The 17945-nt window shown below is 65.5% G+C and carries 9 protein-coding genes, 1 tRNA gene and 1 pseudogene; 6 read left to right on the top strand and 5 right to left on the bottom strand.

Features of this window, described 5'->3' with window-relative positions; all coding sequences use genetic code 11:
* Positions 1 to 311 precede the first annotated feature (311 nt).
* Together HRV97_RS05155 and HRV97_RS05160 are read right to left on the bottom strand one after the other, a co-directional pair.
* Entirely contained in the window at positions 312 to 1553 is a 1242-nt protein-coding gene (locus HRV97_RS05155; protein WP_174192781.1) for a site-specific integrase, read from the bottom strand.
* A gap of 460 nt (positions 1554 to 2013) precedes the next feature.
* Positions 2014 to 2103 (bottom strand) — tRNA-Ser (locus HRV97_RS05160).
* A gap of 159 nt (positions 2104 to 2262) precedes the next feature.
* Here HRV97_RS05160 and HRV97_RS05165 point away from each other — a divergent pair.
* The 3 genes from HRV97_RS05165 to HRV97_RS05175 all read left to right on the top strand — a co-directional run bounded on the left by HRV97_RS05165 (position 2263) and on the right by HRV97_RS05175 (position 5757).
* Positions 2263 to 3009, top strand: a complete 747-nt coding sequence (locus HRV97_RS05165) for a DUF1134 domain-containing protein (RefSeq protein ID WP_425505732.1) — start codon at positions 2263 to 2265, stop codon at positions 3007 to 3009.
* Positions 3010 to 3408: 399 nt separating this feature from the next.
* The gene (locus HRV97_RS05170) at positions 3409 to 4842 is read left to right on the top strand and encodes a carboxylesterase/lipase family protein (protein WP_174192782.1); all 1434 of its coding nucleotides are present in this window, start codon (positions 3409 to 3411) and stop codon (positions 4840 to 4842) included.
* A 93-nt stretch (positions 4843 to 4935) separates the two neighbouring features.
* Positions 4936 to 5757 carry a glycoside hydrolase family 16 protein gene (locus HRV97_RS05175; RefSeq protein WP_174192783.1) on the top strand — a complete coding sequence of 274 codons (822 nt, stop codon included), beginning with the start codon at positions 4936 to 4938 and terminating at the stop codon, positions 5755 to 5757.
* A gap of 92 nt (positions 5758 to 5849) precedes the next feature.
* Here HRV97_RS05175 and HRV97_RS05180 read toward each other — a convergent pair.
* The 3 genes and pseudogenes from HRV97_RS05180 to HRV97_RS05190 form a co-directional block, all read right to left on the bottom strand.
* Positions 5850 to 8134: pseudogene (locus HRV97_RS05180) on the bottom strand (beta-glucosidase).
* A 63-nt stretch (positions 8135 to 8197) separates the two neighbouring features.
* Positions 8198 to 10090, bottom strand: a complete 1893-nt coding sequence (locus tag HRV97_RS05185; protein ID WP_174192784.1) for a glycoside hydrolase family 9 protein — start codon at positions 10088 to 10090, stop codon at positions 8198 to 8200.
* Positions 10091 to 10102: 12 nt separating this feature from the next.
* On the bottom strand, positions 10103 to 13279 hold the full coding sequence (locus HRV97_RS05190) for a TonB-dependent receptor (RefSeq protein ID WP_246248567.1): 3177 nt from the start codon (positions 13277 to 13279) through the stop codon (positions 10103 to 10105).
* A gap of 230 nt (positions 13280 to 13509) precedes the next feature.
* On the opposite strand from HRV97_RS05190, the gene HRV97_RS05195 reads away from it, so the two are divergent.
* The 3 genes from HRV97_RS05195 to HRV97_RS05205 are packed head-to-tail and all read left to right on the top strand — an operon-like array spanning position 13510 to position 17941.
* On the top strand, positions 13510 to 15021 hold the full coding sequence (locus HRV97_RS05195; RefSeq protein WP_343044441.1) for a tryptophan halogenase family protein: 1512 nt from the start codon (positions 13510 to 13512) through the stop codon (positions 15019 to 15021).
* The gene (locus tag HRV97_RS05200; RefSeq protein WP_174192788.1) at positions 15018 to 16442 is read left to right on the top strand and encodes a tryptophan 7-halogenase; all 1425 of its coding nucleotides are present in this window, start codon (positions 15018 to 15020) and stop codon (positions 16440 to 16442) included. The genes HRV97_RS05195 and HRV97_RS05200 overlap by 4 nt, the downstream gene beginning before the upstream one ends.
* Positions 16439 to 17941 carry a tryptophan halogenase family protein gene (locus tag HRV97_RS05205; RefSeq protein ID WP_174192789.1) on the top strand — a complete coding sequence of 501 codons (1503 nt, stop codon included), beginning with the start codon at positions 16439 to 16441 and terminating at the stop codon, positions 17939 to 17941. The genes HRV97_RS05200 and HRV97_RS05205 overlap by 4 nt, the downstream gene beginning before the upstream one ends.
* Positions 17942 to 17945 lie beyond the last annotated feature (4 nt).

The raw sequence follows: 17945 nt of genomic DNA on the forward strand, positions 1-17945 counted from the left end.
TAGACCACCGGGATGAGGGGTCCCTTTTCGACGCCGATCACCCCGCTACCGGGGTCCTTTTTCCACGCCGATCCACACTAAGGCTGTAGGGTGACTTGATCGGAAGGATCGGAAGGGGGGCTGCTCCTCGTTCCGTCGTAACAGGGGGGCAAACCTTGGTAATTCGGTCACCGGAATGGGGCATCGTCGCGGATGCTTGGATTTTGCAACCGGTTGCAAAAGCGTTTAAGTCTTGCCCACTAGGCCTAGCTCAATGGTGCTCAATCTCGAAAGGTGATGCTAAAACTTTCTACAAAGAGCAATTGCGGCTCTCAAACATCATACTTCGGAAATCGTCTTAGAGCCTTATCCATAGCCGATAGTGTGACGTTTCCATAGTCTTCGTGCTCATCCTTGCCGGAATGACCCGTTATGGCGCGCCTGATGTCTCCATCGATCCTTCCTCGCGCGCGCGAGATGAAGGCGTGCCTCCAGCCGTGATTAGGTTGGAGCTCCTCATCATCGACACCCAATGCCCGTACCCATTCGGCAATGCGCTGCCCGACGCGCTGCGCTTGAGAGTTGCCCTCTCCATTCCGCTTGAGGGCAGCGTTATAGAATAAAGGTCCAGAGCGCTGCGCAACCGCATCAGGGAAGCCCTGCTCGATGAGATGAGGATGTAAAGCTACATGCCTCGCCTTTCTGTCTTTCACCGATCCCGCATCAGGGCGAACGATGATGTGCCAAATACCATCGGCGCTCTTTGACACGTCGTTCCGCCGCAATTGCGCCATCTCGGTAACACGAGCACCTGTATAAGCGCACAGCCAAGGCAGCCACCGCCGCGCAAATGCACCGTAGGATTCGTTGCTGTCACAGTCGATTTCTAGAGCGGCACGCAGCACGATCTTGGCCTCCGCAGCGCAGTACCCGCGCTCCGGACGATTGGTAGCCCGGCGGGGCACTCTGACGGTGATCCCTGCTACAGGGTTGCAGTCGATCTTGCGGTTCTCCTTAGCCCATCCGAACACGGGCTTAGCGGCTCCCAAATAGCCGTTTCGAACAGTGCCGGGGTCACGAGACTTGCCATTAACAGGCGCAAGAAGTGCGGCTTTCCAAGCAACAATGTCTTCTGGCGCTACGCGGGTGGCATCGTCATGCCCCAGATGAGCAATGAGTGACTGGAGCGCCGTTCGCCACTTCTTGACGGTTTTGGCGGCAGGCTGCTGCTCGGCTAGATAGCCAGCAAAGATGTCCATGATGGGGACCGCCCCACGTACCATTGCAGGCAAGCTTTCTCGGTCCTGCGCGAACGCTGCGGCCTCGAACATGGCGTGCGTCGGCGTCGGGCGATCCTCGAAGTTAAGTTCCGCCTTTACTCGTAAAGCTAATTCCCTCTGTGCACGCCCGACGCGGTCAAGCAAGTACTCGCCCAAGCTGCCATCTGGGGGCAACCTCCAGTGCTCTGCTTCCGCGATGTTGTCTGCGGTCCAGCTTGTTGTCAGGAGCGACCCGAGCCGCCCTTCGCGCAGATGGTCTGGCGTCAGAGCAGCTATGTTGGCGAGGTCTCTCACCGTTTGCCTTCTCGCCTCCCTGTCGAGCTTCTCTTGGGACGCGCGCTGCTCCTGATCCGTGACCCAGGCACGAACTGCGCGGTCTATATCAGCTTGGTCGGGGACGCGCCCCCCAGGCTTGAACGATGTGACGCGCATAGTTGGATCAGGCTTGCTTGAAGCCTCCGCAATACGTCGATCACAATATTTCCGGCACTCGGCTGCGAGGTGATCGGCCTCTCGACGGCTAACATCACCGAAGCTGCGCGAGAACGTAGCTATCCCGCCCTCGAACGTCGCGCGGGCGTAAAGCGGTATGACCTTGCGGAACTCATAGCTATTCCCGCGCCGGTACAGGTGTTTTGCAACCCGTTGCAGCGTTGGACGGGATGTCGATTTTGCAGCACACATTGCAGCCAGCTACCGAGAAAATCGGCTAATTTGCAAGGGTTTCTGCACATCCAAGCACTTAGCTTGAAGGTGGCGGAGACGGAGGGATTCGAACCCTCGGTACGGTTTCCCGTACGACGCTTTAGCAAAGCGTTGGTTTCAGCCACTCACCCACGTCTCCGGATGCGGCGTTCGTGGGGCTATAGCGAGGGGGCGTGGCACGATCAACCAGCTGTGTGCATCTGATCGACGCGAATTCGCGCTGCCCCGTCGAACGTTCATTGCCGGGACAGCCCAAGCACGGATAAGTCGAACCGTCAGGGGTCAAGGGGCGTGGGTCATGGGTAAGTGGATGCGTGGCGCAGGCAATGTCATTGCAGCGCTGGCGCTTGCGGGAATGCAGGTCGCGCCGGCGTTGGCGCAAGTGCGATCGATCGATCCCAATGCGGCGATCGATGCCGACGTCGAGGGACCGCGGGAAGTGCCGCGCGATGCTGCGCCGCGCTATCCTGATGCGCCCCCGCCGGCGTCGCCCGCCACGGTCACCGGCGACACGGCTCGCAGCGGTGCTCCGGTCGATCCCGAGCGCACCACGGCCGCGGCGGACACGTTCAAGCGCGACGACCTGATCGGCGCGGGCGAGGACGTGTTCGGCAAGGGCGCGGAAGGCTTCGCTTCGTTGATCGAGAAGATCCTGAAGGAGCAGGGGGAGCCCAACGCCTATATCGCCGGACGCGAAGCGTCCGGTGCGTTCGTGCTCGGCGTCCGTTACGGCTCCGGCATCATGACGCACAAGGTCGAGGGACAACGACCTGTCTACTGGACCGGGCCGTCGGTTGGTTTCGACGTCGGGGGCGATGCCAACAAGGTATTCGTGCTGGTCTACAATCTGTACGACTCACAGGAGTTGTTTAAACGTTTCCCCGGGGCCGAGGGCCGTCTGTATTTCGTCGGCGGGTTTGCCGCGACTTATCTGCGGCGTGGCAATGTTGTCCTGATTCCAGTCCGATTGGGCGTGGGCTGGCGTGCCGGGGTGAATGTTGGCTGGATGAAGTTCAGCGAGAAATCTAGCTGGTTGCCATTCTGACAGACGCACCTGTCTGTTATAGGCGCAGCGTGCGTCGTTCATGCGATTGCGAACCAACCTGGTGTGTTACTTTGAAATAGATGTTTGTTTGCGAATTGCCGCGCCTGTCTGACGTTTGCAAACGATGATTCAACATTGCCGGCGAGGCCCGGTATGGGAAAGATAAACAGCGCAAAGTAAACTGCGACTTAAAAATCATCGCGTCTGGTGTGTAAAGGATCAGATATGAAGTCCGCCATCATCACCGGCGCCACTATCAGCCCGCAAGGCCTCGTGTATAAATGATGACGATGACATGCTGGTGAGCACGGCTGTTCGCCGATCTGCTCACGCATCGAGCAAGCGAGTAGTGTTAGGCGTGGGCGTGTGCTGATCATTGACGGCGTTGAAGGGGTGAGGATGAAGATGTTGAGACTAGGCAGCACGGCCGCGATGCTCTTTATCGCATCAACCAGCATGGCGGGCATGGCGACCGCGCAGGTGGCTGCCACGGATGCTGGCCAAGTTGCGGGCGCGACCGACGACCAGGTGACGAGCTGGAAGGGTATTCCGTTCGCCGCAGCGCCGGTCGGGGCGCTGCGGTGGCGCGCGCCGCAACCCCCTGCCAAGTGGGCCGGCGTGCGTCGGGCGACCGACTACGGCCGCGACTGCATGCAGGTGCCGTTCCCGAGCGACGCCGCGCCGCTCGGTACCACGCCGGCGGAGGACTGCCTTACGTTGAACGTGTGGAAGCCCGCGAAGAGCACGCAACCGCTGCCGGTGATGGTGTGGATCTACGGCGGGGGCTTCGTGAACGGAGGCGCCTCGCCGCCGACCTATTCGGGGGCACCGCTGGCCAAGCAGGGCGTGATGGTGGTCAGCTTCAACTACCGGCTCGGTCGCTTCGGCACGTTCGCGCATCCGCAACTCACCGCGCAGAACGCCGACGGTGGGCGGTTCGGCAACTATGGCTACATGGATCAGATCGCCGCGCTGCAATGGGTGCAGCGGAACATCGCGGCATTCGGCGGCGATCCGAGGAACGTGACGATCATCGGCGAGAGCGCTGGCGGGATGTCGGTCAACACGCTGGTCACCTCACCACAGGCGAAGGAATTGTTCGCGCGTGCAGTGGTCATGTCGGGCGGTAACGGGCAGAACATGGGTTCGACCGGTCTGGCAGGCGCGGAAAAGATCGGCGTCGACTTCGCGCAGAGCAAAGGCATCGCCGCCGACGATCCCGCAGCCTTGGCGAAGCTGCGCGCGCTGTCGGCCGATGCGGTCACCGACGGCCTCAATCTCGCCACTGCATTCACCCCGAACGGAAAGCCGCGTACCTTTGCCAGCCCCTTCCCGGACGGCAGGATCGCGGTCGATCCAGCGACCGCATATCACGCGGGCGCTTTCCCCAAGATGCCCATCATGATTGGTGCCACCGACAATGATATCGGTGGGCCCACTGGTTACATGGTCGCTGGCGCGCGGAAACTTGCCGGCACAATCACCGCCGCGGGCGCACCCGTTTACGAATACCGCTTCTCCTACGTCGCAGAAAGTCTCGGCAAGACCGGGGCCGGCCATGCGACCGATATTCCGTGGTTCTTCGATACTGCCGACATCAAGTACGGGGACAAGACCACAACGCGTGATCGGGCGGTGGCGCGAACGATCAGTGCATATCTGGTGAACTTCGTGAAGACGGGAGATCCCAACGGTCAAGGTCTGCCTCGCTGGTCGCGCTATGAACGCAGCGCCGACGAATTGATGGACTTCACGGCTGCGGGTCAGGCCGTGTTGAGGAAGGATCCACTCGGTCCTACAATCGACGCAGCTCCTGTCACCAGCGAGCGCTAGCGCAGCCCTGCGAACCTCCGGTTGTGGCAGGACGTCACCACGTCCTGCCAACGGGTACGCCAGGCGCTGACGCGTTGAAGGAATGACCCATCAATGATCGCTCTGCTGATCGCGCAAGCCGCCACGCTCGGCGCCACGAATTACCAGGTGGATGTGCCGATGCGCCCGCCCGCAACCCGTCCGAGCTTCGCCGACGAGTTCAACGGCGCGCGCGTCGACAAGGGCAAGTGGCGCTACGACACGTCGCGCAATGCGGAAGGCTGGTTCAATCACGAACTGCAATATTACGCCGCCGATCGCCCTGAGAACGTGCGGGTGGTCAAGGGCGCGCTGGTGATCGAGGCGCGGCGCGAGCGGCTCGGCCGGACCCGCGTCCGCGATTGGGGCGGGCAGGACTACACTTCGGGCAAGCTCGTCAGTCGACACGCGCTCGGCTACGGTTTCTACCAGATCCGCGCCAAGCTGCCGTGCGCGCGCGGCACGTGGCCGGCGATCTGGATGCTGCCAGCGAGCGGCAAATGGCCCGACGCGGGCGAGATCGACATCATGGAGATGGTTGGTTGGGATGCGAACGTCGTTCACGCGACGTTGCACACCGCCGCGTTCAACCACGCCAAGGGCACGCAGCGCGGTGCCGAGCGGCGGGTCGCGACCAGTTGCAGCGCCTTTCACGACTATCAGCTCGACTGGCGGCCCGACGCGATAACGATTGGGGTCGACGGCCGCGGCTACATGCGCGTCGTCAACGACCAACCCGGCGGCGCGGCAGCGTGGCCGTTCACCAACCCCTATCACCTGATCCTCAACCTCGCGGTCGGCGGCGACTGGGGCGGCAAGAACGGGGTGGACGATGCCGCTCTGCCGCAACGCATGGAGGTGGATCACGTGCGCTACTGGCGCGCGCACGCCCGCTGACGCACCCGGCCGGCAACGGCTGACCAATATCGACGACCAACGAGCCGGGCGACGCACGCGCGCCGCCCGGCATGGCTGTTACGCGCGGTTGCTCACGGCTTCATCGTTGCCGCATCGAGCGTGGCAGTCGACACCATCGTCCGGTCGGTCGCGTCGCGTGCCAGCGCCACACGGTAGCTGCCGCCGCGCACGCGCCAGCCGGGCAGGCGGGTGTCGTAATCGGCGATCACGCGCGGCTCCGCGGTCAGCGTCACGCGGCGCGTCTCGCCGGGGCGCAGCATCACGCGCGTGAAGCCGGCGAGCCGCATCGGCTGGTTCGCGCCGTCTCGCGATACGTACATCTGCGGCACGTCCGCGCCTGCCGTGCGCCCGGTGTTGACGACGTCGAAGGTGATCGACAGCCGCTTGCCCCCGCTCACCACCGGGTTGCGATACGCGAAGTTGGTGTAGCTGAGCCCGTAGCCGAACGGGAACAGCGGCTTCATCGCCTTCTTCTCGTACCAGCGATAGCCGACGTCCGATCCTTCGACATAGTCGACCGGGAAGCTCGGCAGCACCGCGTTGCCGGCAGCACCCGGATCGGCCGCCGCCTGCGCTTCGGCCGAGTTCAGCCCGTCGAGCCCGACCGGTGCGGGGCGCACCGGCTGCGCGGCGGAGGCAGGGAAGGTGATCGGCAAGCGGCCCGACGGATTGACGCGGCCGGTCAGCACGTTCGCGATCGCCTCCCCACCGCGCTGTCCCGGATACCAGGCCTGTACCACCGCGGGCACCTGATTGAGCCACGGCATCAGCACCGGCCCGCCGTCTCCATCACCGCCACCGTCTTCGGCTGTACCTTCGCGACCATCGCGATCAGCGCGTCCTGATTGTCGGGCAGGCGCAGATCGGCGACGTCCTGCGCCTCGGTCGTCCACTGCGTCGCGAAGAAGATCGCCAGGTCGGCGTTCTTCGCTGCGTCGAGCGTGGCGTTCAGGTTGCGCCCGTCGACGTAGCTGATCTGCGCGCCCGGCAGTGCCTTGCGCATCGCGGCGAGGGGGGAGGAGGCGTGGTAGGTGATGCGGGCGAACGATGAGGCGCCGCCGCTCGACAGCGGGATCTCGACCGGCGCGCCGCCGACCGAGCGGACCTGGCTCGACCCGCCGCCCGACAGCACGCCCACGTCGGCCGAGCCGCCGATCAGCACGATACGGCGGGCGGTGCGCGCCAGCGGCAGCAGGTTGTTCTCGTTCTTCAACAGCACCATCCCCGCCTCGGCCGCGCGCTGTGCGACCTCGGCATGGGTCGCGTAAGGCGGCATCTGCGCGGTGCCGGGGACTGGCGCGTCATAGGCGCCCGTCTCGATCAGTCCGGTCAGGTAGCGCAGCACCATGTCGTCCAGTCGCTGCATCGGCACCTGGCCCGCCTCGACCGCCTGCTTGAGCGCGGGGCCGAAGAACAGCGATTTGTCGAGTTCCTGACCCGATTGCTGGTCGAGCCCGGCATTCGCCGCCTTGACGGTCGAGTGCACCGCGCCCCAATCGCTCATCACCCAGCCGCGATAATCCCAGTCGCGCTTCAGCACGCGGTTGAGCAGGAACTCGTTCTCGCACGCCCAGTCGCCATTGACCTTGTTGTAGGCGCACATGACCGAGCCGGGATTGCCGCGCTCGATCGCGATCTCGAACGCGAGCAGGTCACTTTCCCGCAGCGCCTGCTCACCGATGCGCGCGTCGGCGACCGTGCGTCCGGTTTCCTGCGCATTGAGCGCGAAATGCTTGATCGTCGACACGATGCGGTTCGACTGGACGCCGGCGATGTGCGCGCCGCCCAGCTCGCCCGCGAGCAGCGGGTCTTCGCCCAGATACTCGAAATTGCGCCCGTTCCACGGATCGCGCGTCAGGTTCACGCCCCCCGCCAGCAGCACGTTGAACCGCTTGGCGCGTGCCTCGCTGCCGATCATCACGCCACCCGCGCGCGCGATTTCGGGGTCGAAGCTCGACGCGGTGGCGAGGCCGGAGGGGAGGGCAGTCGCGACATCGCCGCGGCGCTGCTCGACCTGATTGGCGACGCCGAGCGAAGCGTCGCTCTCGCGCACCAGCGGCACGCCCAGCCGCGGCACGCCGTCGATGTGACCGGCCGACGGGATCAGCTCGTTGCTCGTCTTGCCCGCCGCCATCGGCGGGAACAGTCCGTGGACCAGCGCAATCTTCTCGTCGAGCGTCATGCGCGCGACGATCGCGCGGGCGCGCACTTGCGCGGCGTCGCCGGTGATCCGCGCAGATTGCGTTTCAGCCGCCGATCGCTTCCGCACCGCGCCTTGTTGCGCGTTCACACCGCTCGCTCCAGCGATTGCGAGCAGCGAAGCGCTCACCAGCACGGCCTGCAAATTCTTCACCATTTCTCCGCCCTTGCCCCTTGTTGGTCTCGCGTTCACGGCGCTCTCTGTGGTGTTAGACCGTGATTAGCGAGCAGCGCCGCCACTGGTTCTCAGGTTACGCGTCCTGTCAACGAAGGCCGCGACCCAGACTAGCGGCGCGTTCCAGTTGATCGCCACTTCGTTCTGCGTGAACGCCTGCGCTTCATCCGACCAGCAGGTGAGCGGGCGGCACGTGCCTTTCATCGTCGTGGCGACCGGGTCGGTCATCGCGACATTGTTCGGGCCACCGGACAGCACACCCGGCGGCGGCGACGGGAACGCGGGGTCGAGCTGATGCGCCCAGAAGCGATGATGCGGGTTGCGCATCGGTCGCGCGCCGTATCCGGTGACATAGGAACGGTCGAGCGGATTGCGACCGAGCACGTAGTCGAGCGCGTCGACCACGCCGGTGCGATACGCGCCTCGTCGCGTGAGGTCGTATGCGGTGCCCAGGATGATCGCACGCGACAGCACGTCGCCGTTCGAGCCCCATTGCATCGCACCCGGTGTCGCCGGGAAGCGATAGCCTTGTTGCGCAGCGTCGGCGAGCAGGCGGTCGGCGCGTGCGATCACCGCACGGCGCTGCGTTGCGATCGTTGCGGCAGGGATGTGGCTGGGCACGGTCAGCATCGAGATCGCACCGAGTGGCCCCGTATCCGCCCATCCGATCGTGCCGCCCGCACCGCTGCGACCCAGTGCGGAGCCGCTCACCCGCGCGATGACGTCCCGGTCGCCGGTGGTGATTGCCAGCTCGCTCGCCGCCCAGAAGAACTCGTCGGCGACCTGTTCGTCACCATAAGCGCCGCTGCCGGTGAAGCGATCATCCGCGATCAGGTCCGGGTGGCGCAACGCGGCGGCATAGGCGCGCTTGGCCGCCACCAGGCACGTGGCGGCGAACTGGGGATCGATCGTGCGCCAGATGCGTGCGGCTTGTGCCGTCACCGCGGCGAAATTGAGCGTTGCGGCCGTCGATGGCGGATAAAGCGCACGGACGTCGTGATCGTCCTCTACGCGCAGCGGCAGCTTGGCCCAGTGGATATCGCCGAGCTTGTGATGCACCAACCCGCCAGCATCGATCGTGCGCGTCGCCTTGCGACCGGGCGCCAGCACCGCGGTATGCGTGCCGTCGGGCAATTGCATCCGCAGCATCCACGCGATCTCGTAGCGTGCTTCGTCGAGCAGGTCCGGCACGCCGTTGCCGGCCTCGGGCAGGGCCAGCACCCCGTCGCGCATCAGGTCGGGTGTGCCGTGCGCCTGCGCGCGCTCATACGCGTTCAACAGCGTCCACACGCTCAGCCCGGCGTTGACGACATATTTGCCGCGGTCGCCGGCGTCATACCATCCGCCGCTCACGTCGACGCGACGATCGCACGCCGGCCAGGCGAGGCCGAGCATGTCGGTGCCCGCGAAACAGCTCGCCCGCTCGCCCGGGTGGCCCGCCACGCGTGCCAGATCAGGCCGCTGTACGTAGCGCGCGAGGATCGGGGTGCCGGCGCGCTGTTGGTAGAAGAACGACATGGCGTCGCGGAACAACGGCTGAAACGGGCGCGAGGTGATCGTGATCGGACGGCTGGTCACGCCGCCGGCGGTCAGCGCATATCGTCCCGCCGGCAGCGCGGCCGCGATGCGGACGGTCGCAACGCTGTCGCCCGCACCCGCGTCAGGGCGCGGCGTGGCCTTGCCGGAGGCGACCACCCGACCGCGTTCGTCACGCAGCGACCAAGAAACGGTTCGGGGAAAAGCGAGCGAAACGGTAACCGGTTCGCCGACCGCGAAGCCTTGCTGGTTGAAGCGAATCGGCGAGGCAGGTGGCTCGGCCGCCGCAGTGCCGAACAGCAATGCGGTGCCCAGAACCGCCGCACGCAGTGCCCGCGACGCCCGCCTGGCCGGTGCGACCGTGGATGAAATGGTCGCGCTGGCCAGACGAGGCGTCTTCATGATCAAAGGTCCTTAGAACTTCATCCGCGTGGTGAGCGAGAAGCGGCGATCGTTCTTGAAGTAGCTGCGCGGTGCGCGCAGCCCTTCGGCGTTGATCACCGATTCCGTCTTGGTCGTGCTGTCGAGCAGGTTCACGCCCTGGAAGCCGATCTTGAAATGCTCGTCGACCGAGTAAAGGATCGTGCCGTCGAGCTGCCCGAAGGAGCCGGAATAGATCGGCAGGAACGGCGCGATCTCGTCGCGCACGGTCAGCAGGTAGCGTGAGCGCCAGTTATAGGCGGCGCGCAGCGACAGCGGCCCCTTCTCGTAGATCAACGCGCCGTTGATCGTGTGGCGCGACAATCCTTCGAGCGGCAGGCGTGAGGTGTCGATCGTGGTCGTCGGCGATGTCGCCTGACCGGTGCGTCCCTGCGGGATGTTGGACGGATCGACGTAGGTGTAGTTCGCCTGGATGCCGAAACCCGACAGGAAGCCCGGCAGGAAATCGTAGGTCTGCTGATACGCGACCTCGACGCCCTTCACATTGCTGTGTCCGTCCGCATTCTGCGGCGCGATGAACAGCACGTCCTGCGTGATCCCGTTGTTGGTGACGGAACGGGTTTGCGCGACGTTGGCGACGATGACGTTGGTCAGGTCCTTGTAGAACGCCGCCACCGTGAGCGAACCGACCCGCGCGAAATACCATTCCGCGGTCAGGTCGAACTGGTTCGCCTCCACCGGGCGCAGGTTCGGGTTCGAATTGCGGCCACTGCCGTCCAACCGGAAGATCGACACCCCGCTCGCCGGCTGGATCTGCGTCGTGCTCTGTAACTGATCGAAGCCCGGACGCGAGATCGCCTTGGAATAGGCAAAGCGCGTGATCAGGTTCGAGGTCAGGCCGACCTTCAGGTTGAAGCTGGGCAGCCAGTGATCGAAGCGATTGCGCACCGTTTGGTTGATCGCGGTACCGTCCGCGAAGGCGAGCACCGCCTGCTGCTGCTGGGCGTTCAGGCCGCAGAACGCGCTGGTCTGGGCCGGCTGCGCGCAGAAGGTCGCCACGTCGGCCGCCGTGCCGATGATCTGATTGCGCGTCGGGAAGGTGAAGAAGCCGTTCGCCTTGTCGGTCGTCTGGACGTAGCGCAGGCCGACGTTGCCCGACACCTTCAGGCCACCGAAGATGTCGTTGCCCTGCGTGCCGAAGTCGAGCCGTGCATAAGCGGCCTTGGTGGCTTCCGAGTTGGTGTACACCTCGTTGGGCAGGAAATTGGTGCCCGGCAACACGCCCGCGCGCGCACCGGTCGGCGTCCAGCCGCCCGAGTTCGCACCCTTCTGATTGCGCCAGATCGCGTTCACCGCCTGCACCTGTGCTGCCGCACCCGCGTAATCGGATGCAGGATTGCCGTTCAGGTAATTGGCGGCGAGATTCGACGGGCCGTCGCCGCGGAACACGTTGTCGAAGCTGTACTGGCCGTAGGTCTCAGGCGCGGTATCGGCGAAGGTAACCGGGCCGGAGCCGTCCCACACCTCGCTCAACACGCCCCAATTGTAGAGCGAGTAGCGCACCGTCTGGTCGCGATCGGCGTAGCGTGCGCCGACCTTGGCCTTTTTCAGGAAGCCGTCGCCGAAATCATAGGTGGCATCAGCCTTGAACGCCCATTCGTGACCGTCATTGTCCTCGAAATGGTCCATCGCGGCGCGATAATAGCTGTTCGCCGGATCGGCGTAGAACGCCTGGCTGTTCGAACCGTTCGGTGCCAGGAAATCGATCTGCGGCGCATCTCCCGTCACGTCCAGCGCGACGTCGGCGAAGGTCGATCCGTAAATGGAGAAGTCGGTCTGCTTGGTGGTCGACTTGACGTACTGACCGTCGAAGTTGAACGACAGCTTGTCGCTGGCCTCCCACTTCACGTTGCCGCCGAAGTCGTTGGTCACCGCGCGGGTCTTCACCCCGCGGTTTGCAAGCTGGGTCACCATGCCGCGCTGCTGGCCGCCGGGCGGGACGTAACCGCGGTCGATCGAGATCACGCCGCTCTCGAACAGCCCGTCGTCACCGAAGGCGTAGTTGGTACCCGGCGCCGGGAAGGTCAGCCGGTCGATCGCGTCCGGGCTGGTCTCGAACGTCCGCTCGCCCCAGGTCTGGCGCGCGTCGCTGCGGATGAACTGCAACGTCGCGAGCAGCGATTCATCGTTCGACTGGAACTGCAGCGCCGCCGCCGCGCCCAGCCGCTCACGGTCGAATTCCTGCGTGCGCACGCCCGCGCCGACCGGCGCGTAGACGACGCGGCCGGGCGCGATCCCCGCCAGCGTGTCGGTTTCCGCAACGCCGTCGCCGTTGATATCCTGCGACCCGTTGAAGCGCGCCTGGTAGTTGGTGACCTGAAGGCCGTCGGCACGGCTGAACAATTGCGAATAGGACGCGCCGACCAGCACGCCGAAGCGGCCGATACCGGTGTCGAAATTCTTGCTGGCCAGCCCCGAGATCGCGGGCGAGCCCTGCTTGATGAAGTCGCCGTAGTTCATGTCGGCGGACAGGTAGAATACGGGGTCGCGGCTATCGAACGGCTTGCGCGTGTTCAGATTGACGGTGCCGGCGATGCCGCCCTCGATCTGGTCGGCGGTCATGTTCTTGTACACTTCGACCGAGCCGAGCAGCTCGGGCGACACGTCCTGGAAGTTGAGCGCGCGGCCGCCGTTGGTGGAGAAGCTGTCACGGCCGTTGAACTCGGAACGGACGTAGTTGAGCCCGCGGATGACGATGCCCGAACCTTCGACCGAGAAGTGGTCGGGATCGGTCGCACCGGCGAAGCGGCTGATCGACACGCCGGGCACGCGTTGCAGCGCTTCCGTCACCGACCGGTCCGGCAGCGCGCCGATATCTTCGGCGGTGATCGCGTCCACCACGGTGTCGGCATCGCGCTTCAGCCCTTGCGAGTTCGCCAGGCTGGCGCGGATACCCGTCACCACGATGTCCTGGCCCGCGGCATCGTCGACCTGCTCGGCAACCGGATCCTGTGCGATGGCCGGTGTGCCGGTCTGCGCATCGGGTGCCGGAGCGGCCGACACCACGGGGTCGGTGGAACGGGAAATGCCGCCGTCCTGCGTGTTGGTCGTCGGCGCGGTGGGCTGCTGCACGGTCTGCGCGAACGCCTGACCGGCGCTCATCACGGCGAGCGCGGACGCACTCACCTGCAACGAACGGATAAGCGACATCTTGGCACTCGGTGCGCGAACCACAGGCATTCATCCCCTCTCAGCCGACCGCGAACAGGCAGGTCGGTCTTCCGCATGACGCGGGAAGGCGCGGTGGCTAACGTGGCCAAGGTCTTGATCGCAACGGTAAACCCGCTTGCCGCAGGTTTAATGGTTTTGATTTTCACTTATCTGTTGCGTAGAAGGCACAGGTTACATCTGCAACTATATCGTGCGATGGAGGGATCATCGTGGCTGCGTCGCAGGCGCCTGGCACTGCACCACCGTTGAAGGTGGTGATCGTTGGCGGCGGCACCGCAGGGTGGATGACCGCGGCGGCGCTTGCCTGCGTGCTGGGTCCGCGCGTGGCCGACGTTCAGCTGGTCGAATCGGAGGAGATCGGCATCGTCGGCGTGGGTGAAGCGACCCTGCCGCACATCCGCGCGTTTAATACGCGCATCGGCATCGACGAGGCGGCATTCATGCGCGCCACCGCCGCGACCTTCAAACTGGGGATCGAGTTCCGCGACTGGGCGCGGATCGGCGACAGCTACATTCATCCGTTCGGCGCGTTCGGTCACGACGTCGACGGCGTCGGCTTCCATCATTACCTGACCCGCGCCGGATCGATCGCGGACCTGCCCGATTACTCATTGCCGGTGGTGGCCGCGCGCGCCGCCAAGTTCGCGGTGCCCGACGACGATCCGCGATCGTTGCTGTCGACGTTCGGTTACGCGTACCAGTTCGACGCCACGCGCTACGCCCCGTTTCTTCGCGCCCATGCCGAACGCCACGGCGCACGGCGCACCGAGGGGCGCATCACCGATGTCGAGCGCGACGACGGAGGCAACGTCGCGGCGGTGGTGCTGTCGGACGGACAGCGGATCGCGGGTGACCTGTTTATCGATTGCTCGGGTTTCCGCTCGCTGTTGCTGGCGCAGGCGATGCGCGAGCCGTTCGAGGATTGGTCGCACTGGCTGCCGTGCGACCGCGCAGTGGCGGTGCCGTGCGCCGGTCAGGGGCCACTGCTGCCTTATACCAGCGCCACCGCGATGCCGGCGGGTTGGCGCTGGCGCATTCCGTTGCAGCACCGCGTCGGCAACGGTTACGTTTATTCCTCCGCGCACATCGCCGACGACGCCGCGCGCGACGCGCTGCTCAGCGAGCTCGAAGGCCCGCCGCTCGCCGATCCGCGCTTCCTGCGCTTCACCGCGGGACGTCGGCGGCGAAGCTGGGTCGGCAACGTCGTCGCGGTCGGGCTCGCCGGTGGGTTCCTGGAACCGCTGGAGTCGACCAGCATCTACCTGATCCAGCTCGCGATCACGCAATTGCTGGAGCTGTTTCCGCAAAAGCCGGTCGCGGCGATCGACCGCGACGAATTCAACCGCGTCGTTGATCTGGAATATGATCGGATCCGCGACTTTCTGATCCTCCATTATCACGCAACGACGCGCAATGACTCTCCTTTCTGGGATCACGTGCGCACGATGACGGTGCCCGACACGCTGGCGGAGAAGATCGAGCTGTTCCGCCGTCGAGGTCGCGTGATGACATACCGCGAGGGCGTGTTCCTGGAGCCGAGCTGGATCGCGGTGTACCTGGGACAACGGATCGAGCCCGCGGGTTACGATCAGCGCGCCGACGCGCCGCCGGCTGCTGCGCTCGCGCGCGCCCTGCAACGCCTGCGCGACGAAACGCAGGCGGCGGTCGCGACCATGCCCGACCATGCCGCCTATCTGTCCATGATCGGCGCCGCGGCATGAGCGACGCACGCATCCGCACGGTTGCGGTCGTCGGCCACGGCATCGCCGCGTGGAGCACGGCGGCGGCGCTCAAGAAGCGTGTACCGGGGCTGGCCGTCGCATTGGTGCCCATTGCTGCGTTCCGGCCCGGCTTCGTCGACCTGACCGGCGCCGCCGCTCCGTCGATCGGCGACTTCCACCGCGATATCGGCCTGGCGGAAACCGACGTGGTGGTGCGGACCGGCGCGGCGTTTCGGCTGGGCACGCGCTTCACCGGATGGAGCGGCGACGGCTCCGATTACGTCCACGCCTACGGGCCCGCGGGACAGCCGATCGAACGGGTCTCGTTCGCGCCCTTGTGGATGCGCGATGGCGGCGACGCGCCGTTCGATGCCTTTTCGCCCGGCGCGGCGCTGGCGCGAGCCGGGCGCTTCGTGCCCGCCGGCGGCGCGGTGCCGGGTGGTTACGCGCACGGCCTGCATCTCGATCCCCCGACCTATGCGCGCTTCATCGAAAGCTACGCGCGGCACTTGGGCGTGGTGGTGACCGCGGCACCGTTTGTCGAGGCGCTCGTCGCGGAGCGGCGCGTCAGCCGGCTACGGCTCGCCGATGCGAGCGAGCTGACCGCCGATTTGTACGTCGATGCGACCAACGCCGCAGGAGCGTTGATCGGCGCACTGGACGGCGCGTGGCAGGACTGGTCGCGCTGGCTGCCGTGCGATCATGTGGTGCTTAACCGAGCGCGCCCCGATGCTGACCTCGCGCCGGTGGACGAGGTCACCACCTTGCCCACCGGGTGGCGCGCGACAGCCGATCTACCGACGCATCGCCAGACGATCGACGTGCAGGCAGGCCGAGGCGCCGACGCGAGCGGCACCAATGTCACCTTTCGCAACGGCCGCCGCCCGCACGCGTGGATCGGCAATGTCGTCGCGGTCGGCGAGGCGCATAGCGTCATCGAGCCGCTGGAGGCCGCACCGCTCCACTTGCTCCACGCGCAGATCGACCGGCTGGTCGCTACCTTGCCCGATCGCTCCTTTGCGGCGGTCGAGCTGGCGCACTACAATCGCGTGACGAACGAAGAGGCCGACCGTTTGCGCGATTTCGTTATCATGCATTACGCGACATCGGACCGCCCCGAACCGTTCTGGCGCGCGGTGCGCGAGGTGCCGCCGCCTGATCTGCTGGCGGAAACGCTGGCGTTGTTTCGCGAACGCGGGCGGTTGCCGATCCGCGACGGTGAGAGTTTCGACCGTGACAGCTGGCACGCGGTGCTGTTCGGCCAGGGCGTGCAACCGCGTCGCGTCGACGTGCTCGCACACGCGGTCGACCCCACGCAGGCGCGCGCCGCGATGGACGCATTCCGCCGCCGGCTGGCGGCCGCGGTCGCGACCGCCCCCTTGCACCGCGACTATCTGGCGGGTTTGAGGATCGGCGCATGAACGAACACAGCATCCGCGATATCGTGATCGTCGGCGGCGGTACCGCAGGCTGGATGGCGGCGGCGGCCTTGTCGAAATTCGTCGGGCACCGCGCGCGCATCCGCCTGGTCGAGAGCGAGGCGATCGGCACCGTCGGCGTCGGCGAGGCGACGATCCCGACGATCGCGACCTTCAACCAGATGCTCGGCATCGACGAGGATGATTTCGTCGCGCGTACGCAGGGGACGTTCAAGCTCGGTATCGAGTTCGTCAATTGGCGCCAGGTCGGCGAACGCTACTTCCATCCCTTCGGCCAATTCGGTCACGACATCGAGGGACTGAGCTTCCATCAATTTTTTCTGAAGCTGGCCCGCGAAGGCAAATGTGCTGACATCTGGCACTACGCCCCTTGCGCGGTGGCGGCGGCGGCGGGGCGTTTCGCGCGGCGCGCGCCCGACCCACGATCGCCGTTCGGCACCTTGCCCTACGCCTTCCACTTCGATGCCGGGCTCTACGCCCGCTACTTGCGCGATTATGCCGAAGCGCGCGGCGTCGAGCGGATCGAGGGACGGATCGTCGACGTGGCGCTGCGCAGTCACGATGGCTTCGTCGACGCGGTGACGCTGGACGATGGCCGCGCGATCGGCGGCGAGTTGTTCATCGATTGCTCGGGCTTTCGCGGGCTGTTGATCGAGGAAGCGCTGGAAAGCGGCTACGAGGATTGGCGCCACTGGCTGCCGTGTGACCGCGCGGTCGCGGTGCCGACCGCCAACGTCGGCGCGCCGGTCCCGTTCACGCGCGCCACCGCGCGCGCGGCCGGCTGGCAATGGCGTATCCCGTTGCAGCACCGCACCGGCAACGGATACGTATATTCCAGCACGCATCTGTCGGACGAGGACGCGCGCGCGACGTTGCTCGCGAACGTCGAGGGCGAGCCGCTTGCCGAGCCACGGCATTTGTCGTTCGTCACCGGGCGTCGCAAGCGTTTCTGGCACCGCAACGTCGTGGCGTTGGGGCTGTCGGGCGGGTTTCTCGAACCGCTCGAATCGACCTCGATCCACCTTATCCAGACCGGCATCGCCAAGCTGCTGGCGCTGTTCCCCGATCGTCGCTTCTCGGGTGTCGAGGCGGATGAATACGACCGGCTGATGCGTAGCGCCTATGACGGTGTGCGCGACTTCATCATCCTGCACTATCACGCGACGACGCGCAGCGATTCAGCCTTCTGGAATCACGTGCGGCAGATGGACGTGCCCAACACCCTGCGCCGCAAGACCGAGCTGTTCCGCGCGACGGGGCGCTTCTTCCGCTACGACGATGAACTGTTCTCGCTGGCGAGCTGGGTCGCGGTGATGCTGGGGCAGGGAATCACGCCCGCGCGGCACGATCCGCTGGTCGACGGGCTGGACGAAGCGCAACTGGCGCAGGCGGTGGAACGAATGCGGGTCGCGATCCGGCAGAACGTGGCACAGATGCCGACGCATGTGGACTTCATTGCGGCGCATTGCCGCGCCGCCTGAGCCG

Origin of the sequence: Sphingomonas hominis, assembly GCF_013328205.1 — a bacterium.
Lineage (GTDB): Bacteria > Pseudomonadota > Alphaproteobacteria > Sphingomonadales > Sphingomonadaceae > Sphingomonas > Sphingomonas hominis.